The sequence below is a fragment of the Streptomyces sp. NBC_01012 genome, assembly GCF_045162755.1.
GTDB lineage: Bacteria > Actinomycetota > Actinomycetes > Streptomycetales > Streptomycetaceae > Streptomyces.
Map to the genome: position 1 here is coordinate 919,362 of NZ_CP108688.1, position 23,370 is coordinate 942,731.

Below are 23,370 nucleotides of genomic sequence, written 5' to 3' on the forward strand. Positions count from 1 at the left end.
GGTTCACTCCCCGCCGCGGAGGATGGAGTTGCCCTCGTGGAGGGGGCCGGGGGTGGCGGTGTCGAGCTGGAGCCGGCCGCTCTGCCCGTAGAAGGCGACGGGGTTGCGCCAGAGGACCTTGTCGACGTCGTCCTCGTCGAATCCGGCCTTCAGCATGGTGTCGGCGACCTCGCGGGTCTTCAGCGGGTCGCTCTTTCCCCAGTCGGCGGCCGAGTTGACGAGGATGCGGTCGGTGCCGTGGTTCCGCAGGACCGTGATCATGCGGTCCGGGTCCATCTTGGTGTCCGGGTAGATGGAGAAGCCGGCCCAGCAGCCGCTGTCGAGGGCGTCCTTCACGGTCGTCTCGTTGAGGTGGTCGAGCAGGACCAGCTCGGGGGCGAGGGCCGATTCGCGGACGACGTCGATGGTGCGGCGCAGGCCGGCGAGCTTGTCGCGGTGCGGGGTGTGGACGAGCGCGGGAAGGCCGTGGTCGGCGGCGAGTTGCAGCTGGGCGGCGAGGGCGGTGTCCTCGGCGGGGGTCATCGAGTCGTAGCCGATCTCACCGACGGCGACGACGGAGTCCTTGACGAGATAGCGGGGCAGGGCGTCCAGGACGGGGGTGCAGCGGGGGTCGTTGGCCTCCTTGGGGTTGAGGGCGAGCGTGCAGTGGTGGGCGATGCCGTACTGCGAGGCGCGGAAGGGTTCCCAGCCGAGGAGGGCGTCGAAGTAGTCGAGGAAGCTGGCCGGGGAGGTGCGGGGCTGGCCGAGCCAGAAGGAGGGCTCGACGAGGGCGCGGACCCCGGCGTCGTACATCGCCTGGTAGTCGTCCGTGGTGCGGGAGGTCATGTGGATGTGGGGGTCGAAGATCCTCATGAGGTTTCCTCCGTCGATGTGGGGGCGGGAGCGGGAGCCGGGGCCGTGAGGTCGAGGACGGTCCGCAGACCGGCGGGGACCGGGCGCCCCGCCGCGGTGCGTTCGGCGGCGAAGTCACCGAGCATGCGGGCGAGTTCGCTGTCGCCGCGGGCCCGCTCGCCGAGCCGGTCGAGGGCGTCGACGGGGACCTCGGTGAAGAGGCACTTGAGGACGGCGTGCCGCCAGCCGTGCGCGTCGAGGTGGGCCGCGCCGTAGGGTCCGACGGCTGCGGCGACCAGCCGGGTGTCGTTGGTGCGCAGGGCGTCCTCGACGAGCGGGAGGGCGGTGGCGCCGAGGCCGAGCCGGTGCAGGGTGAGCAGGACGGCGCGGCGCTCGGCTGCGGTGCCCTGCTCGTAGAGCCTGGTCACCGCGGGCAGCCCCGCGCGGGCCTCGACGAGCAGCAGGGCGCGCACGGAGTCGGCGTTCTCCGGCCCGCAGTGTCTTCCCGCCGCTGCGAAGCGCAGCTCCCAGGGCGGGTCGCCGCTGTCCGCGTCCTGGTGCGTCGCGGCGTGCGCGGCCTCGGCGAGGGCTTCGTCGAGCCAGGCCCTGGCCGCTCCCCCGAGCCGGTGGTCGAGTTCCTTTCGGCTGATCAGCACGGTGCGGCTCCGTCCGTCGTGCCGGCGGCGGCTCGGCGTAGGAAGTCGATCGAGCTGCGGGCGAGTTCGGGGCCCGCGTGGGAGTGCCGGGGCAGTTCGACGACGGTGAGGCCGTCGTAACCGGTGGCGGCGAGTGCGTCGAGCACCGGTGGGAAGTCGATCTCACCGTCACCGAACGGCAGGTGTTCGTGGACGCCGCGTCGCATGTCCTCGATCTGGACGTGGCGCAGCCAGGGTCCTGCTTCCTTGACGCAGTCGACGGGTGCGGCGGGTTCCAGGCACTGGCAGTGGCCTATGTCGAGGGTGAGTCCGAGCGGGCCCGGGTCACCGAGGAGGGTGCGCAGATGGTGGAAGTCGGCGAGCGTGGCGAGGAGGTGGCCGGGTTCCGGTTCGATGGCGAGCGGGATGCCCGCGCTGTCCGCGGCGTCGAGTACGGGTGCGAGGGCGTCGGTGAGCCGTTGCCATGCGGTGTCCGTGGTGGTGCCCGGCGGGGTGACACCGCTGAAGCAGTGCACGGCGTGGGCACCGAGCCCGGCCGCCACGTCGACGGCCCGGACGAGCAGTGCGGTGCGGGCCGCGCGGGCGTCGGGGTCGGGGTCCAGGAGGGAAGGGCCGTGTTTGCGCCGGGCGTCGAGGACGTAGCGCGCGCCGGTCTCGACGGTGACACCGAGGCCGAGCCCGGAGAGCCTGCGTGCCACGCGGCTGGTGCGGGCGGCGAGGTCCGGGGCGAGGGGGTCGAGGTGCATGTGGTCGAGGGTGAGGCCGACCCCGTCGTAGCCGAGGTCGGCGAGGAGGCCGAGGGCGTCGTCGAGCCGGAGGTCGGTCAGTCCGTTGGTGCCGTAGCCGAGTCGGAGGGTCACGTGGGGCTCACCTTCCGGGCGAGTGCGCGGGCGAGTGGGACGAGCCCCATGACCGCGAGTCCCCCGATGGGAGCCCCTGCCCTGACCGCGAGGGCGGCCTGCATCGGGATCATCGCCCGGATGCCGCCGCCGACGGCGCGTTGGGTGAGGGGCGGGGACGGGTTGAGTGCGGCGTGGAGGAGGGGGACGGCGGAGGTACGGAGGTAGGCGCCGACGAAGGCGGGCAGCAGGACCCGTTCGGTGGTCGGGGGAGGCCCGGCCGGCTCCCCCGGCGCGAGCCGGCCACGCACGACGACGGCTCCGATCCCGGCGACACCGGCCAGCGCCGCGAGCGGCACGACGGTGGACCCGCCGTGCACCTCGTGGCGGGAGACGGAGGTGACGGCGTAGGTGTGCGCACCGAGGAGAAGGGCGGCGGGAAGCGCGGCGAGGGGTGCGGGAGAGCCGGCCGCCGCCCGGTGGGCCCGCGTGGGCGCGACGGTGGCGGGCGCCGTCGCCGACCGGACGCTCGGGGCGCCCGCAGGCCCCGTGGCCGCGACGTCGGCAGGCCCCGTGTCGGGGCGGCGGCGCCCCGGTGTTGTCCCAGGCCCGGGTCCCGCGTCGGCCGTCGCGCCCAGGAGGAGGTCCAGGGTGCGGGCCGTGGCCATCGCGGCCGGGCCCAGTTTCGTGTGCTTGAGGTGCAGGTCGTAGGCCCAGACCGTGGCCGCGAGGCCGGAGGCCACGACCAGCGCGGGCCGGCCGGCGCGGCCCGCCAGGGCCAGACCCGCCGCCGTCAGGGCACCCGCCGCCGCGAGGGCGGCGCCCGGAGTGACACGGCCCGAGGGGATCGGGCGGTGCGGGCGGTCGACGGCGTCCTCCTCCCGGTCCGCCCAGTCGTTCAGGGCCATGCCCGCCTCGTACAGGCACAGCGAGGCGCCGACCGCGAGTGCCGTGCCCCTGCTGGGGCGCCGGCCGGCGGCGGCCGCCCCGGCGAGCGCGTCACCGGGCACGGTGAACAGCGCCGACACACGCAGCAGTTCGGCCCAGGCACCGAGGCGCGCGCGGGTGGTGGGCCTGTCCGGCGCGGGCGCAGTCCCACCCGCACCGGACAGGCTGTTCAGGGGTGCCGCGGGCCTGGCACCGAGCAACCGCGGGGACGCGGTCACCGCCGCGAGCAGCCGCAGCGGCCTCACCGGGCGGCCCGCAGGCGCTCGGCGAAGGCCAGCAGTTCGGCGTACTGCTCGGACAGACCGGCCGGGCCGCCGTCCGGGTCCTTGAAGTAGAAGCCGAGTTCGGGCCGTGGCCCGGTCAGGCCCGCCTCGTGGGAGCGTGCGAGCAGCCGGGCCAGGTCCAGGACCAGCGGTGCGGCGAGGGCGGAGTCGCAGCCCTGCCAGATCGTCTGGAGGATCATCCGGGAGCCGAGGAAGCCGTCGAAGGCGATGTGGTCCCACGCGGTCTTCCAGTCCCCCATCGCCGGTACGTCGTCGATGTGGACCTCGCCCTCGGGGGCGGACCCGAGTGTGTCGGCGAGCACGCGTTCCTTGCCCGCGTTCTTCGCGGCGGCCGCGGCCGGGTCGGCCAGCGCCGCCCCGTCCCCGCCGCCCAGCAGGTTCGTGCCCGACCATGCCCGCACCGGCAGTGCGCGCTGGACGAACATGGGTGCGAGCACGGAGCGGAGCAGGGTCTGGCCCGTCTTGCCGTCACGTCCGGCGTGGGGAAGCCCGCAGGAGGTGACGGCGTCCTGGAGGTGGGGGCTGCGCAGCCCCGTGGACGGGGTGAAGTTGGCGTACGGGCAGCCGGCGCGGAGCGCGGCCGCCGCGTAGAGAGAGCTGGCGGGCAGCCGGGAGTCGCCCTCGGCGGGGGCGGGTTCGGTCGAGGCGACGTTGACGACGACCGTACGGGCCAGTTCATGGCGGTCCGTGAAGTCCCGGATGTCGGCGGCGAAGCCCGCGATGAGCTCCTCGTCGGTGCGGGTGTCGCCGGGGAACGGCCCGCCGGGGCGTATCTCCGCGTCGGCGGCGGTGAGTTCGGCCTCGACGGCCGAGGGGAGCCCGTGCGGAAGCACTCCGGCGGCGGCGAGGGCCTCCGCCCGCTTGGGTAGGGGACAGTCGAGGGTGTCGTGTCCTCCGAAGACCAGGCCGGTCAGCGGTGGCAGTCCGGTGCCGGTGAAGGGCGCGGTCTCGGTGACCATGCCGGTCGGCGGCTGGAGGCCTGCCGCGATGGCCGCGCACCCCGCGGTGGCGGTGGTCGCGACGGAGCCGCGTGCTCCGATGAACCAGACTCCGGTACGAACGGCATGTGCGGTCACGGGCTGCCTCCCTGGGGGCGCTAGAGGGGTGGTGGACGGTGGGCGGGGAGGCATCACGCTTCCCCGCCCACCACCGGTGCAGGAGGTTCGCCCTAGGTGGAGGGCAGCTCCTTCAGTTGGATGTTGCGGAAGGACACCTGGTCGTCGTCCCCGTGGTTCTGGAGACCGATGTAGCCGTCCTTCAGACTGCGGACCGGGTCGGTGTTGGTGAAGTCGTTGATCTTCACCCCGTTGAGGAAGATCTGGAGCCGCTCGCCCTCGACCTTGATCTCGTAGCTGTTCCACTCGCCGGGCGGCAGCAGCGCCTGGTCACGGGCCTCGATGTCGGCGGACTGGAAGGTGTAGACGGCGCCGGTCGTGCGGTCCGGCTCGTCGGTGGCGTCGATCTGGACCTCGTAGCCGTTGTCCACCGCGGACCAGGGGTCCTCCGACTCGGGGAAGCCGACGAAGACTCCGGAGTTGTCGTCGCCCGCCAGCTTCCAGTCGAGCTTCAGCGAGTAGGAGCTCAGCTCCTTCTCCTGGTAGCTCAGCAGACCCATGCCGCCCTGCGAGCGGAGCTCACCGTCGACCACGTCGAACTTCCCGGGGCCCGCCTGCTTCCAGCCGTCGAGCGTCTTCCCGTCGAAGATCGGCCGATAGCCGGTGTCCTCGTCCGTGTCCGGGGCGCAGTCGGCCTCGGCCTGGCCGGCGGCGTAGCGCAGGCCACCCAGCAGGTGCTGGCGGAAGTCGGGGTCGGCGTAGGACTCCTTGGTGTGGCCGAGGCCGGTGTAGAAGGACCGGCCGCCCTGGTATTCCTGGCACCAGGCGATCGGGTGGTCGCCGTCCATGGTGCCGCCCGTGTAGCTGGTCTCGTCGAGAGTGGCGAGGACCTGGGCCTTGTCCCGGGGGTTGGTGCGGTAGTTGTACCACTCGTCGGTACGGTCCCAGGCGTCGTCCAGGTGCTCGGTCGCCGGGTGGTCGTGGTTCTCCACCCGGACGGTCGCGGGCTGGATCTCGGGGTGCGAGTCGAAGTAGGCACCGACGAGTCCGCCGTAGAACTCCCAGTCGTACTCGGTGTCGGCGGCGGCGTGGACGCCCATGTAGCCGCCTCCGTCCGCCACATAGTCCTCGAACGCCTTCTGCTGGTCGGCGTTCAGGACGTCACCGGTCGTCGAGAGGAAGACGACCGCGTCGTAGCCGGCCAGGTTGTCGGCCGTGAACTGGCCGGCGTCCTCGGTGGAGTCGACCGCGAGGTCGGCTTCCTGGCCCAGTTCCTCCAGCGCGGCGATCCCCTCGGGGATCGAGTCGTGCCGGAAGCCCTCCGTCTTGGAGAAGACGAGGACCTTCTGGGCATCCTTGACCGGGGCGTCCCCGGTGATCTCGAAGTCGTCGAGGTCGAAGAGCGAGCCGTCGCCGCCCTTGAACACCAGATACAGGTCCGTGGTCTCCTCCGGGATGTTCTCCAGGGCGACGTCCACGTCCTCGAAGGTCTCCCAGCCGCCCGTGACGGGGACGGTCGCCGAACCCAGCAGGGTTCCGTCCGCCGATCCGGTGCGCACCTCGAGGGTGCCGCCCGCGCCGCCGGAGGAGATCCGGGCGGTCAGCTTGTCGGCGCCGGTGAGGTTGTAGGGAGTGAACGAGATCCAGTCGCCGTCGTTGATGTCGCCGACGGTCCTGCCGCCGTTGGCCTCGGCCTTGTCCTGAAGCGTGATGCCCTGCTGCTTCGTGAAGTGCTCGGCCTGGCGGTGGCGCGGCTGCAGCTGCAGCTGGTCGTGGCTGGTGAGCGGCGCCTGGCCGCCTCCGCCGCCGTCGGTGTACTCGGCGTCGAGCACACCGTAGATGTTGGCGTTGGGGTCGTGTTCGGCGTCGGCCGGCGCGGTGATGGTGCCCTCGCAGCCGGTGGCCGATGTGATGGCGTGGGCGTGGTTGTCGTGGCCGAGGAGGTAGCGCACGGTGACCTTGGAGCAGTCGATCGTGCCGTCCTCGGGATCGCTCACGTCCACCTTGAACGGGATGGTGTCACCGAACTTGAACAGGGCGCCGTCGGCCGGGGAGCCGAAGGTCACGGTCGGCGCGGTGTTGCCGACGACCACGTGGACGCTGGCGGTGCCGGTGCGTCCTGTGCCGTCGTCGCCGGTGACGGTCGCGACGTAGGTGCCGTCCTTCTCGTAGGTGTGGCTGGGCGTGGCGCCGGTGCCGTCCGTGCCGTCGCCGAAGTCCCAGCTGTAGGAGATCGGGTCGTCGTCGGCGTCGGTGCCTGTGGCGGTGAAGTCGGTGCTCAGCGGCGCCTGGCCCGAGGTCTTGGTGGCCTTGGCCTCGACGATCGGCGAGTGGCCGCCGGTGGCGTTCTCGATGCGGTAGAGCGCGGAGTTCTCGTCACCGCCGAACCACGAGAGTCCGTAGTCGAGGACGTACAGGGCGCCGTCGGGCCCGAAGGCGCTGTCCATCACCTGGGTGCCGGACCACGGGAAGTCGTTGATCTTCTCGACGTTGCCCGCGCCGTCCTGCTCGATCCGCTTGATCCACTGGCGGCCGAACTCGGTGGCGAAGAAGTCCCCGTCGTAGGCCTCGGGGAACTTCACCGGGGAGTCGAGGTCCGCGTCGTAGTGGTAGACGGGTCCCGCCATCGGCGACTCGGAACCGCTGCCGAACTCGGGCACGGATCCGCCGTCGTACGGGATCCAGGCGGGCTGGGCCGGCGGCAGGTCGGTGATGCCGGTGTTGTTCGGCGATGTGTTCTTCGGCGCGTCGCAGTCGAAGGTGTCGCCGGACGTCTTGGTCGCGAAGTCGTAGTCGACGTACGGGTCGTTGTCGCCCGTGCAGTACGGCCAGCCGAAGTTGCCCGCCTCGGTGACCTTGGCGAACTCGACCTGTCCTGCCGGGCCGCGCGCGGGGTCGGCCGCGCCGGCGTCCGGCCCGTAGTCACCGACGTAGACGGTGCCGGTGGGCTTGTCGACGCTGATGCGGAACGGGTTGCGGAAGCCCATCGCGTAGATCTCGGGGCGGGTCTTCTCGGTGCCCGGCGCGAAGAGGTTGCCGTCGGGGATCTCGTACGAGCCGTCCTCCTTCACCTTGACGCGCAGGACCTTGCCGCGCAGGTCGTTGGTGTTGCCCGCGCTGCGCTGGGCGTCGAAGGCGGGGTTACGGCTCGCCTGCTCGTCGATGGGTGTGTAGCCGTCGGAGGCGAAGGGGTTGGTGTCGTCGCCGGTCGACAGGTACAGGTTGCCGTCGGCGTCGAAGTCGATGTCACCGCCGACGTGGCAGCAGGTGCCGCGGGAGGTCTTGACCTCGAGGACCTTCTTCTCGCTGTCCTGGTCGAGGGTGCCGTCCTCGTCGAGCACGAAGCGGGAGAGCCGGTTCACGCCGTCGAAGGGGGTGAAGTCCTCCGTGGTGCCGTTCTCGGGGGCGTCGCCCTCCGGGGTGTCCATGGGCGGCGCGTAGTAGAGGTAGATGGCCCGGTTCTCCTCGAACCCGGGGTCGATGCCGACTCCCTGGAGCCCTTCCTCGTCGTGGTCGTACACGTCGAGCTTGCCGGCGACGACGGTGTTGCCGCCCTCGTCGGTGAGCCTCAGCGTGCCGTCGCGGGCGGTGTGCAGGACACTGCGGTCCGGGAGGACGGCGAGCGACATGGGCTCGCCGGTCTCCTCCGCGCCCTTGGCGAGGGTGACCTGCTGGAAGTCCTCCTCCGCCGCCTTGGTGGACGCGGCCTGTGGTGCGTCGGCCGTCGCCGCGGGCGACGAGGTCAGGGTGAGGGTGGCGGCGGCGAGCAGTCCGCCGGTGAGGAGTGCGAGTGTTTTTCGGGCGCGTAGCCGTCTGCTGCTTCGGTGCACGTGCGTCCTCCGGGAGGGGTCCGGTTGTACGGGCGGATGCGTTCTGCCGTTGCACGCGGGGACTGCCGCGCTCGCCCCGGGGCTCGATGGGCCCCGGGGAACAGGGTCATGTCGTGTACACGTAAGGGACCGTAGCCGGGTTCGTCCTGTACGGAAAGCCCTTGCGCAGAGGGTGCCTCGAACTTTTACCCACGCCAGGACAAAGCCGCTCCAGGGCAGGCGGGATCGCCCCGTGGGGCCTGGGCCCTGCGGGGCTGTTCCCCTACCCGCCCCTTCCCGAACCGGGGCGCTGCCCCGGACCCCGCGCCTCAATCGCCGGCGAGGCTCAGAGTTGGGGCGGAGCCCCCGGGATCAGTCGGCGCCGCCGCCGAACGCCGCGTCGAAGGACGCGCTCGGCGGGTCGAAGTCGAACCTCTTCAGCGAGGCCAGCGACTCCGGCGCCCCCGCCAGCCGGTCCATGCCCGCGTCCTCCCACTCCACGGAGACCGGCCCCTCGTACCCGATGGACCGCAGCATCCGGAAGACGTCCTCCCAGGGCACATCGCCGTGTCCCGCGGAGACGAAGTCCCAGCCGCGCCGGGGATCACCCCACGGCAGGTGGGAGCCCAGGCGCCCGTTGCGGCCGTCGAGGCGCTTGCGGGCCTCCTTGCAGTCCACGTGGTAGATGCGGTCACGGAAGTCGTACAGGAAGCCGACCGGGTCGAGGTCCTGCCACACGAAGTGGCTCGGGTCGAAGTTCAGCCCGAACGCGGGCCGGTGGTCCACGGCCTCCAGGGCGCGGTGCGTGGTCCAGTAGTCGTAGGCGATCTCACTGGGATGCACCTCGTGCGCGAACCGCACGCCCTCCGCGTCGAAGACGTCCAGGATCGGGTTCCACCGCTCCGCGAAGTCCTCGTAACCGCGCTCGATCATGTGCGGCGGTACGGGCGGGAACATGGCGACCAGATGCCAGATCGAGGACCCGGTGAAGCCGATGACCGTGTCCACCCCGAAGGCGGCGGCCGCCCGCGCGGTGTTCTTGATCTCCTCGGCCGCCCGCCTGCGGACGCCCTCGGGGTCACCGTCCCCCCAGATGCGGGCGGGAACGATGCCCTGGTGGCGCTCGTCGATCGGACTGTCGCAGACGGCCTGGCCGACCAGATGGTTGGAGATCGCCCAGCACTTGAGGCCGTACTTGTCGAGGAGCTGGTGCCTGCCGTCGAGGTAACCGGGATCGGACAGGGCCTTGTCGACCTCGAAGTGATCGCCCCAGCAGGCGAGTTCGAGTCCGTCGTAACCGAAGTCCCGGGCGAGCCGGCAGACCTCCTCCAGCGGCAGGTCGGCCCACTGACCGGTGAAGAGAGTGAAGGGACGGGGCATGCGCGGGCCTCCTAGAAGGGAACCGGGGTGTAGGTGGAGTTCTTGGCTGCGCTCTCCTCGACGGCGGCGAGCACCCGCTGCACCTGGAGCCCGTCGGCGAACGACGGGAGCGGGGCGTGCCCTTCGGTGATGGTGCGCACCACGTCATGGGCCTGGTGGACGAAGGTGTGCTCGTAGCCCAGACCGTGGCCCGGCGGCCACCATGCCTCCAGGTAGGGGTGCTGGGGTTCGGTGACGAGGATCCTGCGGAAGCCGGCGCTGGTGGCGGGCTCGGTGTGGTCGTGGAAGGAGAGCTCGTTGAGCCGTTCCAGGTCGAAGGCGATCGATCCGAACTCCCCGTTGATCTCCAGCCGCAGGGCGTTCTTGCGCCCCGCCGCCATCCGGGTCGCCTCGAAGGAGGCCAGCGCCCCCGATGCCATCCGCCCGCTGAACAGCGTCGCGTCGTCGACGGTGACCGCCCGCCGCTCGGCACTGTCCGCGGCGCCCGAGAGCCCGGTGGCAGCCCCGGCGAGCACCGGCCTCTCCCGTACGAAGGTCTCGCTCATCGCCGACACCCCGACCAGCGGCTCCCCCGCCAGGTACTGGGCGAGATCGACGATGTGTGCCCCCAGGTCTCCCAGCGCGCCGGATCCGGCGCGCTCGCGCTCCAGCCGCCAGGTGAGCGGTGATCCGGGGTCGACGAGCCAGTCCTGGAGGTAGGTGGCCCGTACGTGCCTGAGCTTGCCCAACCTGCCTTCCTCGATCATCGAGCGGGCGTAGGTGAGGGCGGGCACCTTGCGGTAGTTGAAGCCCACGATCGCCACCTGGCCGCGGGCCGCCGCCCGTTCCGCGGCGTCAGCCATGGCCTCCGCCTCGGCGACCGTGTTGGCGAGCGGCTTCTCGCACAGCACGTGCTTGCCCGCGTCGAGCGCGGCGATGGCGATCTCCGCATGGCTGTCGCCCGGTGTGCAGATGTCGACCAGTTGTACGTCGTCGCGCGCGATCAGGGCGCGCCAGTCGGTCTCCGCGGCAGCCCACCCGTGCCGGGCGGCGGCGGCCTCGACGGCCGTTCGGTCGCGCCCGCAGATCGCGGCGAGAGCGGGACGCACCGGCAGGTCGAAGACGTGTCCCGCGGTGCGCCACCCCTGGGAGTGGGCGGCGCCCATGAACGCGTATCCGACCATGCCGACACCGAGCGTCGCCGTCGGCGGTGACACCTCGGTCTCCTGCTCCGTTTCTTCCCTGCGGACCATGCGGGCTTCCTCCTCGTCGGTGGTTCGGTGGCGGCGGCGGTGCGGGATCAGCTGAAGCCCGTCGGCAGGTACTGGTCGACGTTGTCCTTGGTGACCACGGCCGAGTACAGGGTCAGCGAGGTCGGGATCTCCATCTCGGCGAGGCCGGCGACCCCCTTGCTCTGGCCGAGCGCGCGCGCCAGGTCGACCGCGGACGCGGCCATGGTGGGCGGGTAGAGCACGGTGGCCTTCAGGACACTGTTGTCGGCCTTGATGGCGTCCATCGCGGACTTGGCGCCCGCCCCGCCGACCATGATGAACTCGTCGCGGCCGGCCTGCTGGATGGCGCGGAGCGCACCGACACCCTGGTCGTCGTCGTGGTTCCACAGGGCGTCGAACTGCTTCTGTGCCTGGAGGAGTTGCGCCATCTTGGCCTGGCCGGACTCCACGGTGAAGTCGGCGGCCTGACGGGCCACCAGCTTGATGTTGGAGTAGTTCTTCAGGCCGTCGGCGAACCCCTGGCTGCGCTGCTTGGTCAGTTCCAGGTTGTCGATGCCGGCGAGCTCCACGACCTTGGCGTTCGACTTGCCCTTGAGCTGCTCGCCGATGTACTGGGCGGCGTTGAGGCCCATGCCGTAGCTGTCGCCGCCGACCCAGCAGCGGTAGGCCTGCGGTGAGGCGAACACACGGTCCAGGTTGACGACCGGGATCCCGGCCTTCATGGCCTCCAGGCCGACCTGGGTGAGCGCCTTCCCGTCGGCGGGCAGGACGATCAGGACGTCGACCTTCTTGTTGATGAGGGTCTTGACCTGACCGATCTGGGCCGCGGTGTCGTTGGAGCCCTCGGTGATCTCCAGGGTCACCTCGGAGTACTTCTCGGCCCGGTTCCTGGCCTGGACGTTGATGGCGTTCAGCCACCCGTGGTCGGCCTGCGGTCCGGCGAAGCCGATGGTGAGGGGTTTGCCCGGCTTGTCATCGGCGGCAGGCTGGTCACTGCTCTGGTCGGACGCCTTCTCCTTGGGATCGTTGCTGGTGCAGGCGGTGAGGAAGGCTCCCGCGGAGACGGCCGCGGTGCCGAAGAGCAGTCCTCTGCGGCTGGTTTCTGGCATGGCTGTCGAACCCTTCATCCGGTGCGATACGTACGGAACAGCGGGTGGGTGATCAGTTGCCGCGTGGGCGGCCGGGCCGTCAGGTGTCGCTGCCGCGCAGGGTGCGGTGCTGGACGAGGACGGCGGCGACGATGATGGCGCCCTTGGCGATGGACTGGACGTCGCTCTGCAGATTGTTCAGAGCGAAGATGTTGGTGATCGTGGTGAAGATGAGGACGCCGAGCACGGATCCGACGATGGTGCCCCGGCCGCCGCTCAGGAGAGTGCCTCCGATGATCGCGGCGGCGATGGCGTCGAGTTCGTACAGATTGCCGTTGGTGCTCTGCCCCGAGCCGGACAGGACGATCAGCATGAAGGCTGCGATGCCGCAGCACAGGCCGGACAGCAGGTAGAGGTAGAGCCGCTGGCGCCGTACGTCGATGCCGGCGAGCCTGGCCGCCTCCGCGTTGCCTCCGATGGCGACCGTACGGCGCCCGAAGGTGGTCCGGTTCAGGATGAGCCAGCCGGCGACGGTGACCGCGGCGAAGAACAGGACCAGCGGCGGGATACCCAGGACGTACGAGTCGGGCAGGCCCAGGTCGAGGACGGACTGGACGGTGACGATCTGGGTCTTGCCGTCAGTGATCAGCTGGGCGAGTCCACGGGCCGACGCGAGCATGGCGAGGGTCGCGATGAAGGGGACCATGCGCCCGTAGGCGATGAGGACCCCGTTGACGAGACCCGCGGCGAGGCCGACGACCACGGCGGTGAAGAGGATACCGGCGAAGCCGAAGTCCTGGGTGGCGAGTGTCGTCGCCCAGACGGACGCGAGGGCGACCATCGCGCCGACCGAGAGGTCGATACCGCCGCCGATGATGACGAGGGTCACGCCGACGGTGACGACCCCGATGACGGAGGCCTGCGTCAGGATCAGCTGGAGGTTCCCGGTGTCCAGGAACGCGTCGGGTTCGGTGAGACCTCCGACGAGCGCCAGGACGGCGAGGACACCGAGGAGCGAGAGGTTGCGGACATCGGCGCGCAGGCCGAGTGCGCGCAGGCCTCCGCCTCCCTGCTTCGGGGGCGGCGCGTCCTCCGGGCCGGCCGGGGACTCCTTCTCCGGCCCTTGGTACTGCGCCGACGGTGCGGGCTGTGTCATGACGTCGGGCTCCCTTCCATGACGAGGTCGAGGACGCGGTGCTCGTCGAGCTCCGTGGCATCGGCCGTGTGCACGACACGGCCCTCCCGGAGGACCAGCACCCGGTCGGCGAGGCCCAGCACTTCGGGCACTTCGCTGGAGACGAGCAGGACGGCGAGGCCTTCGTCGGCCAGCCGGCGGATCACTGCGTAGAGCTCGGCGCGGGCGCCGACATCGACGCCGCGGGTGGGTTCGTCGAGCAGCAGGACCCGGCAGCCGCGCAGCAGCCAGCGGGCCAGGACCGCCTTCTGCTGGTTGCCGCCGGACAGGGTGCGGACCGCGGCGTCCGGGTTGTCGGGCCGCAGGGACAGCTGCCGGGTGGCGTTCCTCGCGGATGTGCGCTCGGTGCCCCGGTCCAGCCATCCGGCGCGGGCGAAGCGCGACAGGGAGGAGACCGAGACGTTCCGGGTGACCGATTCCGACAACAGCAGGGCCTGCGCCTTGCGTTCCTCCGGGGCGAGACCGATTCCCGCGGCCACGGCGGCCCGTACGCTGCCGGCGCGCAGCGGGGTGCCGTCGACGAGGACACGGCCCGCGGTCGGCTTTCGGGCGCCGTAGACGGTCTCCAGGATCTCGGAGCGCCCGGAGCCGACGAGCCCGGCCAGCCCGACGATCTCACCGGGCCGCAGTTCGAGGTCGACAGGTTCGAACTCGCCCTTGCGGCAGAGGCCTTCGACCCTGAGGACGGGTTCGGCGGTGGCCCGTGCGTCGCCGCTGCCGGGCCGGTCGGGGAAGACGTACGCCACGTTGCGGCCGGTCATCAGGGAGACGACCTCGCTGGTGGGGGTGGACTTGGCGGGGAGTCCGACGGCGACGGCCCTGCCGTCCTTGAGGACGGTCACCCGGTCGCCGATGCGGCGGATCTCCTCCAGCCGGTGCGAGATGTAGACGACGGCCACCCCGTCGGCGGTGAGCCCGTCGACGATACGGAAGAGATTGTCGACCTCGTCGGGGTCCAGGGCGGCGGACGGCTCGTCCATCACGATGAGCTGTACGTCGTGGGAGAGCGCCCGTGCCATGGAGACGATCTGCTGGTGGGCGGCGGAGAGGCTCCCGACCGCGCGGGCCGGGTCGATCTCCGGGTGCCCGAGGCGCTTCAGGAGCGCGGCGGCCGCGGTGCGGGCCTCACGGGTCTTCACGACGAAGCCCGCGCTGGTGGGTTCATGCCCGAGGAAGACGTTCTCGGCGACCGACAGGCCCTCCACCAGGTCGAGTTCCTGGTAGATGGTGGCGATGCCGAGCCGCATCGCGGTGATCGGCGTGGACAGCTGGACGGGCTCGCCGTGCCAGGTGATGGCGCCGTCGTCGGGCTGGTGGGCTCCGGCCAGCACCTTGATGAGGGTGGACTTGCCCGCGCCGTTCTGGCCCAGGAGGCAGTGGACCTCACCGGCCTGCACCTCCAGGTCCACGCCGTCGAGGGCGCGCACTCCGGGGAACGACTTGGTGATGCCGGACATCGTGAGCAGGGGTGGCTCTGGTGCCATGACGAATCCCATCGGCGAGTGGGTCTCCCCTGCTCATGGGGGCCTCGGAAGGGGCCGGGAGCGTGGGTGAGGCCGGTGAGCGGGCAGGGTGCGGTGACGGCGGTGCTGTGCTGCTGACGGAACAACTGACAAAACTGCCGGGTGGCGCTGCGGTGCGGGCGGTCGTCCTGGGTGGAGCTGCGGTGCGGTCCTGCGGGCGCTTGCTGTGCGGTCCTACGGGCGCTTGCTGTGCGGTCCTGCGGGCGGAGCTCGGAACAGACTGCTTACGTGGGTTTCTGCGGAACGCGTGCCGAACGGCGCACCGGCCCTGACATCAGGCCGGCGAGAACAGGTGGTCGCTGATGAGCCTGGCCGCGCCGGTCACTCCGGCGACGGGCCCCAGCTCACCGAGGACGATGGGGAGATTGCCCGTAGCCAGCGGCAGGGACTGCCGGTAGACCTGGGTACGGACGCTGGCCAGCAGATTGTGGCCGAGCCCGGTCACCCCGCCGCCGATCACGACGAGGCCCGGGTTGAAGAAGCTGACGAGTCCGGCGATGACCTGGCCGGCACGGTTGCCGCCCTCACGGATCAGGTCGAGTGCCGCGGGGTCGCCGGCCGCGGCGGCGGCGGCCACATCGACGGCCGAGAGCTTTCCGCCCTCCTCCAGCCGGGCCGCCAGCTCGGGCGACCGGCCGGTGCGGGCCGCGTCCTCGGCGTCGCGGGCCAGGGCCGCGCCGCTGAAGTGTGCTTCCAGGCAGCCCTTGTTGCCGCAGGCGCAGGCGCGGCCGTCCGGCTCCACCTGGATATGGCCGATGTCTCCGGCGCTGCCGGTGGTGCCGCGGTAGACCTCTCCGCCCACCACGATGCCGCAGCCGATACCCGTACCGATCTTGACGCAGAGGAAGTCGCCCACGGAACGGGCCACGCCCGCGTGCTGCTCCCCCAGCGCCATCAGGTTCACGTCGTTGTCCACCATGACGGGGCAGCCCAGCTCCTGGCTGAGCGCCTCGCGGACCGGGAAGCCGTCCCAGCCGGGCATGATCGGAGGTGCGACCGGTACGCCCTCGGGGAAGCGGACGGGCCCTGGTACGCCGATGCCGGCGCCGTCGAAACCGTCGGCAAGCCCGGAGACCCTGAGCTTGGCCGCCAGCGTCAGCACCTGGTCGAAGATCGCAACGGGGCCTTCCCGTACGTCCATCGGATGGTTGAGGTGGCCGAGGACCTCCAACTCGGCGTTGGTGACGGCCACATCTATGGAGGTGGCGCCGATGTCGACGCCGAGGAAGCGCAGTCCGGGAGCGAGCCGGATGTTGTGGGAGCGGCGTCCGCCGCGGGACGCGGCGAGCCCGTCGGCCACGACAAGACCGGTCTCCAGGAGCCGGTCCACCTCGACGGCGAGCTTGGAACGCGACAGGTCGATCTGATCGCCCAGCTGTGCACGGGAGTTGGGTCCCTCGTCGCGCAACAGCCGGAGCAGTCGCGCCTGGTGCGTGTTCGCGGGTCGTGCCGTCATGCGTCTCACGCGTCCCTCCCCGCCACGGCTGGTCCGTCGGGCTTTCGAGGGGAACGTAGCAGCGGTTTACCCGAGTGGGAAGAAGTTGAGCAGGAATCCGCACCAACTTTCTCCTCACTCAGGACAAAGATGCGCGGAGCTTGCGGCGGCGCGCGAAGAAGGCCGGGGCGGTCCGCCCCGGCCTTCGGTCATGCGTCCGTCCCGCGATTCCGGGCGATCAGCCCTGCTCGCGGCACCTGCCTGCCCGCTCCGGGCGATCAGCCTTGCTCGCGCCGGTGGTACGTCTCGCGGGTGTGCTCGGTGTGCGTACGCATGACCTCGGTCGCCCGCTGCTCGTCCCCGGCGGCGATGGCCGCGATCAGCTCCCGGTGCTCGATCCAGGAGCGCGTGCCACGCTGCCGCGCCACGGGCGTGTAGTACCAGCGGACCCTGCGGTCCACCTGGCCGGCGAGCTCGGACAGCACGACATTGCCCGCCAACTCCATGACCTTGGCGTGGAATGCGGCGTTCGTGGCGACGGCGAGGTCCACGTCGTCGGCGGCGACGGCCCGCTCCCCCTGGGAGCACAGCTCCTCCAGGGCCTCGATGCCCCGCCGCCCGGAGTCGGCGGCGGCCAGCCTGGCCGCCTCGGCCTCCAGCAGGGTGCGGACCGAGAGCAGTTGGTCCGCCTCCTCCTCGGTGGGCTCGTGGACGAAGGCGCCCTGCGCGGGGCGCAGGTCGACCCAGCCCTCGGTGTTCAGCCGCTGGAGTGCCTCCCGCACCGGCTGCCTCGACACCCCCAGATGCCCGGCGAGTTCGCTCTCGACCAGATGCTGGCCCGGACTGAGTGCGCGCGTGGTGATCAGCTCCAGGAGCGCCTCGTAGACACGCTCGCGCAGCGGTCCGGGCCGCTCCAGCTTCGGCACCGACCCTGGCGGCAATCCTGCGGACAACATCGCGGTCCCCCTCCGGGCGCCCAGCAATTGCTTATCGTCTACAGTCTACCGAGCGCAATGCCACGCAGAAGGCCTCAGGGGCAGCGGATCACCTGGCCCGCGTACGAGAGGTTCCCGCCGAAGCCGAAGAGCAGGGCCGGTGCACCGCTCTCGACCTCGCCCCGTTCCACCATCTTGGACAGCGCCATCGGGATGGACGCGGCCGAGGTGTTGCCCGAGTCCACCACGTCACGCGCGATGACGGCGTTGACCGCACCGATCTTCCGGGCGACGGGTTCGATGATCCTCAGATTGGCCTGGTGCAGCACCACGGCGGCGAGGTCCTCGGGCGTGACACCGGCCCGTTCGCAGACCTTCCGCGCGATCGGCGGCAGCTGCGTGGTCGCCCAGCGGTAGACGGACTGCCCCTCCTGCGCGAACCGCGGGGGCGTGCCCTCGATCCGTACGGCGTTGCCCATCTCGGGCACCGAGCCCCACAGGACGGGCCCGATCCCGGGCCGCTCGCCCCCCTCCGGGTCGGCGGTGACGACGGCGGCCCCCGCACCGTCGCCCATCAGGACGCATGTGGAGCGGTCCGTCCAGTCGACGATGTCACCCATCTTGTCGGCGCCGATGACCAGCGCCCGGGTCGCGGCTCCGGCCCGGATCGCATGGTCCGCGGTGGCCAGCGCGTGGGTGAACCCGGAGCAGACCACATTGATGTCCATCACGGCGGGTGAACCCATGCCCAGGCGTGTGGCGACCCGCGCCGACATGCTCGGCGAGCGGTCGATGGCCGTGGAGGTGGCGACGAGAACCATGTCGATGTCCGAAGGCTGTAGTCCGGCCGTCGCGAGGGCCTTGGCCGCCGCGTGCGCGGCGAGATCGTCCACCGGCTCGTCCGGGCCGCCCACGTGCCGTGTCCTGATGCCGACCCGACTGGTGATCCACTCGTCGCTGGTGTCGACCATGACCGCCAGGTCGTCGTTGGTGAGGACCTTGGCGGGCTGGTAGTGGCCGAGCGCCACGACACGTGAGCCGGTCATGTACGGGTTCTCCTCGCTACGTTTGGCAGGAACTATCCAGTCTTGGTTGCTACCGACCGGTACAGGGGCACCTAACCCCACAGGAATACGGGTCTCGTGTTGGAGCGTCTCGAACAGCACACCGGGAACTCCTGAGGACACACCGACGTCCCCGTCCGAATCGAAAACGGACCGGCTCTCCGCGCACCTCGCCGCACGACGACCAGGCACCTCGTGGCAACCTCTGTGACAAGGGCCGTTTCGGCTTCCATCACACCTTCCACCACACAAGGAATCGGGGTTCACGGTCATGGGACGGGTCACCGAGCGTCGCCGCACCATCCGCATCCGGGACGGAGCGGTCACGACCCGCCCCGACACCCTCGTCGCGGAGGAACCCCTGGAGATCCGGCTGAACGGCAAGCCGCTCGCCATCACGATGCGTACCCCGGGTGACGACTTCGCACTCGCGGCGGGATTCCTCGTCAGCGAGGGCGTGATCGGCGAGGGGTCCGATGTGCGGTCCATCGTGTACTGCGCGGGGGCGACGGCCGACGGCGTGAACACCTACAACGTGGTGGACGTACAGCTCGCGCCCGGCGTCGTGGTCCCCGACATCACGCTCGAACGCAACGTCTACACGACCTCGTCCTGCGGGCTCTGCGGCAAGGCGAGCCTCGACGCCGTACGCACCACGACCCGCCACCCCGTCGCCGACACTCCCCCGCTCCGGGTGACCCCCGCGCTGCTCTCCGAGCTGCCCGACCGGCTGCGCGAGGCGCAGAAGGTGTTCGACCGGACGGGGGGCCTGCACGCCGCGGCCCTGTTCTCCCCCGAGGGCGAGCTGATCGACGTCCGGGAGGACGTCGGCCGCCACAACGCGGTCGACAAGCTCGTGGGACGCGCCCTCACCGACGACAGGCTGCCGCTCTCGCAGGCGATCCTGCTGGTCTCGGGGCGCGCCTCCTTCGAACTGGCGCAGAAGGCGGTGATGGCCGGGATCCCGATGCTCGCCGCAGTCTCCGCACCGTCGTCACTGGCCGTGGACCTGGCGGCCGAGAGCGGCCTGACCCTCGTCGGCTTCCTGCGGGGCCGGTCCATGAACGTGTACGCGGGCGACCACCGCATCGCCCTGGAGCCGGCGGTGAGCCAGGGCTGACACTCCAGCTGTGGATCGTGATCCTCACGTCGGGGGCTTCCCCGCCATGAGCCTTCGCCAACTTGAAGTAGCAGGTCAAAGGGCTGGTGTGACCGGCCTCCGGAGTACTCGTGCTGGTAGCGGGCGGGAGTCTGGGGCAAAGATCATCTGACGGAGTCCCATCGGGGCTCTGACCTGTGCGCATGGGTTGCAAGCCACGGCCCGTCCTGCTGGTCGGCGCATGACATCCTGACTCGGTGCTCCTGAACGATCCCGCAATCAGCGTCGACCTTCGCCCAGTGCGCTACCAGTTCGCCGAGGTCCGAGGCGACTCGTATGACGACAACTGGCTGATCATTGATGGCACGGTGACAACTCCCGAGGGGAACTGGTCTTTCGCCGATCCGTGTTTGCTCACGGATGAGGCTCGCCAGATAGCCGCGTGGCTGCGCACGGTGGCCGCGGGGACGGTGGCCGTGACCGAACCTGATGCCGAAGGTGAGCTTTCGCCGGACACCTGGTTCATCGAGCCGCTCGTGGCCTTCAGCCTCGCCGATCGGAGCGAGAGCGGGCACGCGGTAATTCGAATTCATCTGTCCTTGGAGGCAGCGCCCCCGTGGCAACAGAGTGACGACCTGGCCGACATCTACCAGTACGTCGTGGAGGTCAGGATGGACGTTACGGCGCTGCTTCACGCGGCTGACCAGTGGGACCTCGCCCTGGCTTCCTTCCCGCCCCGCTGATCACACCGTTCATGTGCCACAACCCGACGTACGTTCTCGTAGGATCCACCTCAGCCCCGGGCCGCCTGACACTTCCAGTACGACCGGTCCCTGCTCGCAGTGGCCCGGCAAGCTCCGCACCGATCCCACCCGCGCCACCCGAATTCTGCGCGCTCTGCTCGTCCTGACGGACCTTGAAGTTAACCGCTGACGGCTGATCTTCTTCGTGGACTCCCGCCCATGATCAGCACGAGTACCCCGGGGACTGGTCACACCAGCCCTTTGACCTACTACTTCAAGTTGGCGGAGGCTCCATCCGGGGCATCGGGCCGCACGGGGCATCGGATGTCAGGCCATCGGGGGAGAGCTCGTGGAGGTGTCCTCCTGGCGGAGCCGGTCCAGGTGCACCACGCCGGTGAGCGCGCATCCGGTCACGTCCACGTCCGTGAGGGTCAGGTGGGCGGCGTCCACACCGCCGAGGGAGTTCAGCCGCACCTTCGCGTCGCGGCCCGTGAGAGCCGCCTCGGACAGGTCCTCTCCCTGCGGATCGGTGAAGGGAACCGGATAGGTCACCACGGTGACCGGCTGTTCCAGCACCGCCCCGGCGAGGTGTACCTCGGCGCGGCGGATGCGCAGCGCCGCGGTGGACTCCCATCGCGTCCGCCGGAACGATGCCCCGGCGGCCGCGATCTCCACGGTCACCGGCGCGCCGAACTGCGCGTTGTCCAGACGTACGGTGCCGCCGCACACCAGCGGCCCGAGCCGCCGTACGGTCTGGAGCCGGGACCGTTCGAGACCGAGGTCGCCGACGAAGGACGCCCCGGCGAGGTGAACGTCGCCACCGAAGGACACGTCGGCGAATTCGGCCTCGCCGCCGAAGTGTGCCGAGCCGAACCGGGCGTCGCGGGCGAACGTCACCTCTCCGAACCACGCGTGACCGGTGAAGGCAGCACCCCCGAACCACGCACCGCTCGCGAAGACCGTCATGCCGAACTCGACGCCGCCGCTGAAGGTCGCTGCGTCGAAGCGGGCGTCCCCGTGGAAGGCCACCCCGCCGAGGTGCGTCTCGCCCTCGAAGGAGGCCCCGCCGAAGTCGGCGACGTGGGCGAACGAGGCGTCGGTGAAGTCGGCGCCTCCACGGAACGTCGTTCCGTGGAGGTCTGCGTGACCGGTGAACGTCACGTCGTTGAAGTCGGCGTCGCCGGCGAAGACCGCCCCGTGGAAGTCGACATCACCGGCGAAAGACGCCTCTCTGAACACGGCCCCACCGACATACGGGCCCTGCCGAGCCGGGGCGTGGAGGGCCGTGAGGAGCTGATCGAGCAGGTCACGGGTGAAGGGGGTGCCGCGGTGGTCGAGGTCGTCGCCGGGAGACAGGGTGGCCAGATACGCGGGGCGCTCGGCGTCCTCCAGGTGGGCCAGACACACGGAGTGGCCGGCGACCTGCCTGCCCCGGCAGCCGACAGTCTCCTGCGCGGTGGCGCCCTGGCCGCAGTGCGGCCAGGCAGGCCGGGTGCGGGAAGGTGGTTGTGGAGTTGGATCTGTCATGTTCTTCAGGACCGTCTGCGGGGCCGGAGAGTTGACTCCGCGAGTGACGGGATCACCCCCATCCCGTGCCGGGGCACCCTGTAGGTCTGTGTCCGAAGGTGTCGCGGGCACACACCTAAGATGCCGCCATGATCGACGACTGGAACACCGGCCGAGTACACCGCTTCCGCACCGAGGCAGCTTCCCGGGGATGCCCGGCGGAGGAGGTGGAGGAGTGGCTGAAGACCATCAGGCCCGCGGTTTTCTGGACGTTCGAGGGCGACGGGCCTGTCGCGGCGCGGTTGGGCGGCGACGCGCTGCTGCCCGAGGGGGAGCCGAACCCGACCGCCCCCCTCGCCGCCACCGTCGACTGCTCACTCCTGCCGTCGTACACCGGGCTCCCCTTGCCCGCCGACGGCCACCTGCTGTTCTTCGCCGAGCCGTACGTGGGGTTCGACGGCACGAAGGACGGCGTTGTGCGTTACCTTCCCGCCGGTACCCGTCCGACCACCCGTCGCGCCGATTCCGGCTACGACGCGTACCCGCCACATGATCTGCGCATGGCGTGGCTCGGATCCTCCACGCAGGACTCAGAGACGTACTGCCAGCCGATGTGGGACGACGACGACCTGGAGGCCGAGGAGTTCGACCATGCCACGGACCGCGCGGAAGAGATGAAAGACGCCTGGACAAGTGTGGGCGGCCTGTGGCCCATGTGGACCTTCGCGCTCGGCGGCAACACGATCGTGCTGAACTACGACCCGATACTGAGCGTCCGGGAGGAAGAACCGGAGGACGCCGAGGATTGGGTACTGCTGGCCACCTGGCGCTGCGACGAGGAGGTCAAGGAACTGGACATGGGCGTCATCAGCTGGCTGATCCGCCGCAAGGACCTGGCATCTCTCCGCTTCGACCGCGTCCATGTCTGCGTCGACATGTGACGTGGTGAGCAGTGTTGCCGGGCAGCTCGGCATCAGTTCCGAGAGCCTGCGCGGCTGGGTCAAGAAGGCCGAGGCCGGTCCTGCTGCGATGAGTTTTGCCGGGCTCGCCGGTCTACCGTTCACCAAGTGATCGGAAAGCGCGGAGCAGGAGCGTGAGGAGCGACATGAGTCAATTGCTGCGGGTCCAGAACTTCACCGTGTCGAGCGACGGATTCGGCGCCGGCGAGGACCAGACCCTGGAAAGGCCGTTCGGCCATGCGGATCCGGGTGAGCTGTTCGCCTGGGCCTTCGCCACCGAGCACCCACCGGTCAAGCGCTCAGAACCCGGTGGCAGCCGAGGCCTGGACGACTACCTCACGCGGGACTACGCCCGCAACATCGGCGCCGAGATCATGGGCCGCAACAAGTTCGGGCCGCAGCGGGGGCCCTGGCAGGACCATGAGTGGCAGGGCTGGTGGGGCGACGAACCGCCGTTCCACACGCCGGTGTTCGTGATGACGCACCACGAGCGCCCGTCGTTCACGCTCTCCGACACCACGTTCCACTTCGTCGACGGCGACCCGGCGACGGTGCTCGCCCAGGCGAAGGAGGCAGCCCAGGGCCAGGACGTGCGGCTGGGCGGTGGCGCCACGACCATCCGGCAGTTCCTCGACGCCGACCTCGTCGACACCCTGCACGTGGCGGTCACCCCGACGAAGCTCGGCTCCGGGACCCGGCTGTGGGAGTCCCCGGACGAACTGCTCGACAGGTTCCACCAGGACATCGTGCCCAGCCGGAGCGGCGTGACGCACCACCTGCTCTGGCGGAAGTAGAACTCGGTATCACCCG

At 70.5% G+C, this 23,370-nt stretch carries 20 protein-coding genes; 5 read left to right on the plus strand and 15 right to left on the minus strand.

The features are described 5' to 3' along the window. Positions 1 to 3: 3 nt before the first annotated feature. The 14 genes from OG623_RS04095 to OG623_RS04160 all read right to left on the minus strand — a co-directional run bounded on the left by OG623_RS04095 (position 4) and on the right by OG623_RS04160 (position 18,235). Positions 4 to 852: a TatD family hydrolase gene (locus tag OG623_RS04095; protein ID WP_406144351.1), complete on the minus strand. Its 849-nt coding sequence runs from the start codon at positions 850 to 852 to the stop codon at positions 4 to 6. Next, positions 849 to 1,487 carry an EboA domain-containing protein gene (locus tag OG623_RS04100; RefSeq protein WP_406144352.1) on the minus strand — a complete coding sequence of 213 codons (639 nt, stop codon included), beginning with the start codon at positions 1,485 to 1,487 and terminating at the stop codon, positions 849 to 851. The genes OG623_RS04095 and OG623_RS04100 overlap by 4 nt, the downstream gene beginning before the upstream one ends. Beyond that, entirely contained in the window at positions 1,481 to 2,347 is an 867-nt protein-coding gene (locus OG623_RS04105) for a sugar phosphate isomerase/epimerase family protein (RefSeq protein WP_406144354.1), read from the minus strand. The genes OG623_RS04100 and OG623_RS04105 overlap by 7 nt, the downstream gene beginning before the upstream one ends. After that, positions 2,344 to 3,519, minus strand: coding sequence for an SCO3242 family prenyltransferase (locus OG623_RS04110; RefSeq protein ID WP_406144356.1), 1,176 nt, complete (start codon positions 3,517 to 3,519; stop codon positions 2,344 to 2,346). Before OG623_RS04110 ends, OG623_RS04105 begins: the two co-directional genes overlap by 4 nt. After that, positions 3,516 to 4,688, minus strand: a complete 1,173-nt coding sequence (locus OG623_RS04115; protein WP_406144357.1) for an inositol-3-phosphate synthase — start codon at positions 4,686 to 4,688, stop codon at positions 3,516 to 3,518. Before OG623_RS04115 ends, OG623_RS04110 begins: the two co-directional genes overlap by 4 nt. Positions 4,689 to 4,726: 38 nt before the next feature. Further along, entirely contained in the window at positions 4,727 to 8,443 is a 3,717-nt protein-coding gene (locus OG623_RS04120; protein ID WP_406144359.1) for a ThuA domain-containing protein, read from the minus strand. A 351-nt stretch (positions 8,444 to 8,794) separates the two neighbouring features. Continuing rightward, on the minus strand, positions 8,795 to 9,802 hold the full coding sequence (locus OG623_RS04125) for a sugar phosphate isomerase/epimerase family protein (protein ID WP_406144360.1): 1,008 nt from the start codon (positions 9,800 to 9,802) through the stop codon (positions 8,795 to 8,797). An 11-nt stretch (positions 9,803 to 9,813) separates the two neighbouring features. Continuing rightward, positions 9,814 to 11,034, minus strand: coding sequence for a Gfo/Idh/MocA family protein (locus tag OG623_RS04130; protein WP_406144362.1), 1,221 nt, complete (start codon positions 11,032 to 11,034; stop codon positions 9,814 to 9,816). Positions 11,035 to 11,081: 47 nt separating this feature from the next. Further along, entirely contained in the window at positions 11,082 to 12,122 is a 1,041-nt protein-coding gene (locus OG623_RS04135) for a substrate-binding domain-containing protein (RefSeq protein ID WP_406144363.1), read from the minus strand. A gap of 79 nt (positions 12,123 to 12,201) precedes the next feature. Continuing rightward, positions 12,202 to 13,257 carry an ABC transporter permease gene (locus OG623_RS04140; protein ID WP_406144364.1) on the minus strand — a complete coding sequence of 352 codons (1,056 nt, stop codon included), beginning with the start codon at positions 13,255 to 13,257 and terminating at the stop codon, positions 12,202 to 12,204. Next, entirely contained in the window at positions 13,254 to 14,780 is a 1,527-nt protein-coding gene (locus OG623_RS04145; RefSeq protein WP_406144366.1) for a sugar ABC transporter ATP-binding protein, read from the minus strand. The genes OG623_RS04140 and OG623_RS04145 overlap by 4 nt, the downstream gene beginning before the upstream one ends. Before the next feature lie 313 nt (positions 14,781 to 15,093). Beyond that, the gene (locus tag OG623_RS04150) at positions 15,094 to 16,275 is read right to left on the minus strand and encodes an ROK family protein (protein WP_406144368.1); all 1,182 of its coding nucleotides are present in this window, start codon (positions 16,273 to 16,275) and stop codon (positions 15,094 to 15,096) included. 257 nt (positions 16,276 to 16,532) lie between these two features. Continuing rightward, positions 16,533 to 17,210 carry a GntR family transcriptional regulator gene (locus tag OG623_RS04155; protein ID WP_406144370.1) on the minus strand — a complete coding sequence of 226 codons (678 nt, stop codon included), beginning with the start codon at positions 17,208 to 17,210 and terminating at the stop codon, positions 16,533 to 16,535. Between the two features lie 74 nt (positions 17,211 to 17,284). Continuing rightward, complete coding sequence (locus OG623_RS04160) at positions 17,285 to 18,235, minus strand: beta-ketoacyl-ACP synthase III (RefSeq protein ID WP_406144371.1); 951 nt, start codon at positions 18,233 to 18,235, stop codon at positions 17,285 to 17,287. A 289-nt stretch (positions 18,236 to 18,524) separates the two neighbouring features. Here OG623_RS04160 and fdhD point away from each other — a divergent pair, with 289 nt between their 5' ends. After that, entirely contained in the window at positions 18,525 to 19,373 is an 849-nt protein-coding gene (gene fdhD, locus OG623_RS04165; RefSeq protein ID WP_406144373.1) for a formate dehydrogenase accessory sulfurtransferase FdhD, read from the plus strand. 236 nt (positions 19,374 to 19,609) lie between these two features. Continuing rightward, positions 19,610 to 20,095, plus strand: a complete 486-nt coding sequence (locus tag OG623_RS04170; protein ID WP_406144375.1) for a hypothetical protein — start codon at positions 19,610 to 19,612, stop codon at positions 20,093 to 20,095. A 327-nt stretch (positions 20,096 to 20,422) separates the two neighbouring features. On the opposite strand, the gene OG623_RS04175 is transcribed toward OG623_RS04170, so the two are convergent. After that, entirely contained in the window at positions 20,423 to 21,622 is a 1,200-nt protein-coding gene (locus OG623_RS04175; protein WP_406144376.1) for a pentapeptide repeat-containing protein, read from the minus strand. A gap of 128 nt (positions 21,623 to 21,750) precedes the next feature. Between OG623_RS04175 and OG623_RS04180 the strand changes: the two genes are divergently transcribed. From OG623_RS04180 to OG623_RS04190, 3 genes are read left to right on the plus strand one after another with little or no spacing between them, the layout of a single operon-like run. Further along, positions 21,751 to 22,542, plus strand: a complete 792-nt coding sequence (locus tag OG623_RS04180; protein WP_406144378.1) for a DUF1963 domain-containing protein — start codon at positions 21,751 to 21,753, stop codon at positions 22,540 to 22,542. 1 nt (position 22,543) lies between these two features. Next, positions 22,544 to 22,672: a transposase gene (locus OG623_RS04185; protein ID WP_406144380.1), complete on the plus strand. Its 129-nt coding sequence runs from the start codon at positions 22,544 to 22,546 to the stop codon at positions 22,670 to 22,672. Between the two features lie 34 nt (positions 22,673 to 22,706). Then, on the plus strand, positions 22,707 to 23,354 hold the full coding sequence (locus OG623_RS04190; protein ID WP_406144382.1) for a dihydrofolate reductase family protein: 648 nt from the start codon (positions 22,707 to 22,709) through the stop codon (positions 23,352 to 23,354). The last annotated feature ends 16 nt before the right edge of the window (positions 23,355 to 23,370 follow it).

Coding starts and splice junctions, on each gene's coding strand:
- OG623_RS04095 (WP_406144351.1), bottom strand. CDS start 852: ATGAGGATCTTCGACCCCCACATCCACATGACCTCCCGCACCACGGAC.
- OG623_RS04115 (WP_406144357.1), bottom strand. CDS start 4,688: ATGCCTCCCCGCCCACCGTCCACCACCCCTCTAGCGCCCCCAGGGAGG.
- OG623_RS04125 (WP_406144360.1), bottom strand. CDS start 9,802: ATGCCCCGTCCCTTCACTCTCTTCACCGGTCAGTGGGCCGACCTGCCG.
- OG623_RS04130 (WP_406144362.1), bottom strand. CDS start 11,034: ATGGTCCGCAGGGAAGAAACGGAGCAGGAGACCGAGGTGTCACCGCCG.
- OG623_RS04135 (WP_406144363.1), bottom strand. CDS start 12,122: ATGCCAGAAACCAGCCGCAGAGGACTGCTCTTCGGCACCGCGGCCGTC.
- OG623_RS04140 (WP_406144364.1), bottom strand. CDS start 13,257: ATGACACAGCCCGCACCGTCGGCGCAGTACCAAGGGCCGGAGAAGGAG.
- OG623_RS04145 (WP_406144366.1), bottom strand. CDS start 14,780: ATGGCACCAGAGCCACCCCTGCTCACGATGTCCGGCATCACCAAGTCG.
- OG623_RS04150 (WP_406144368.1), bottom strand. CDS start 16,275: ATGACGGCACGACCCGCGAACACGCACCAGGCGCGACTGCTCCGGCTG.
- OG623_RS04155 (WP_406144370.1), bottom strand. CDS start 17,210: ATGTTGTCCGCAGGATTGCCGCCAGGGTCGGTGCCGAAGCTGGAGCGG.
- OG623_RS04160 (WP_406144371.1), bottom strand. CDS start 18,235: ATGACCGGCTCACGTGTCGTGGCGCTCGGCCACTACCAGCCCGCCAAG.
- fdhD (WP_406144373.1), top strand. CDS start 18,525: ATGGGACGGGTCACCGAGCGTCGCCGCACCATCCGCATCCGGGACGGA.
- OG623_RS04175 (WP_406144376.1), bottom strand. CDS start 21,622: ATGACAGATCCAACTCCACAACCACCTTCCCGCACCCGGCCTGCCTGG.
- OG623_RS04180 (WP_406144378.1), top strand. CDS start 21,751: ATGATCGACGACTGGAACACCGGCCGAGTACACCGCTTCCGCACCGAG.
- OG623_RS04190 (WP_406144382.1), top strand. CDS start 22,707: ATGAGTCAATTGCTGCGGGTCCAGAACTTCACCGTGTCGAGCGACGGA.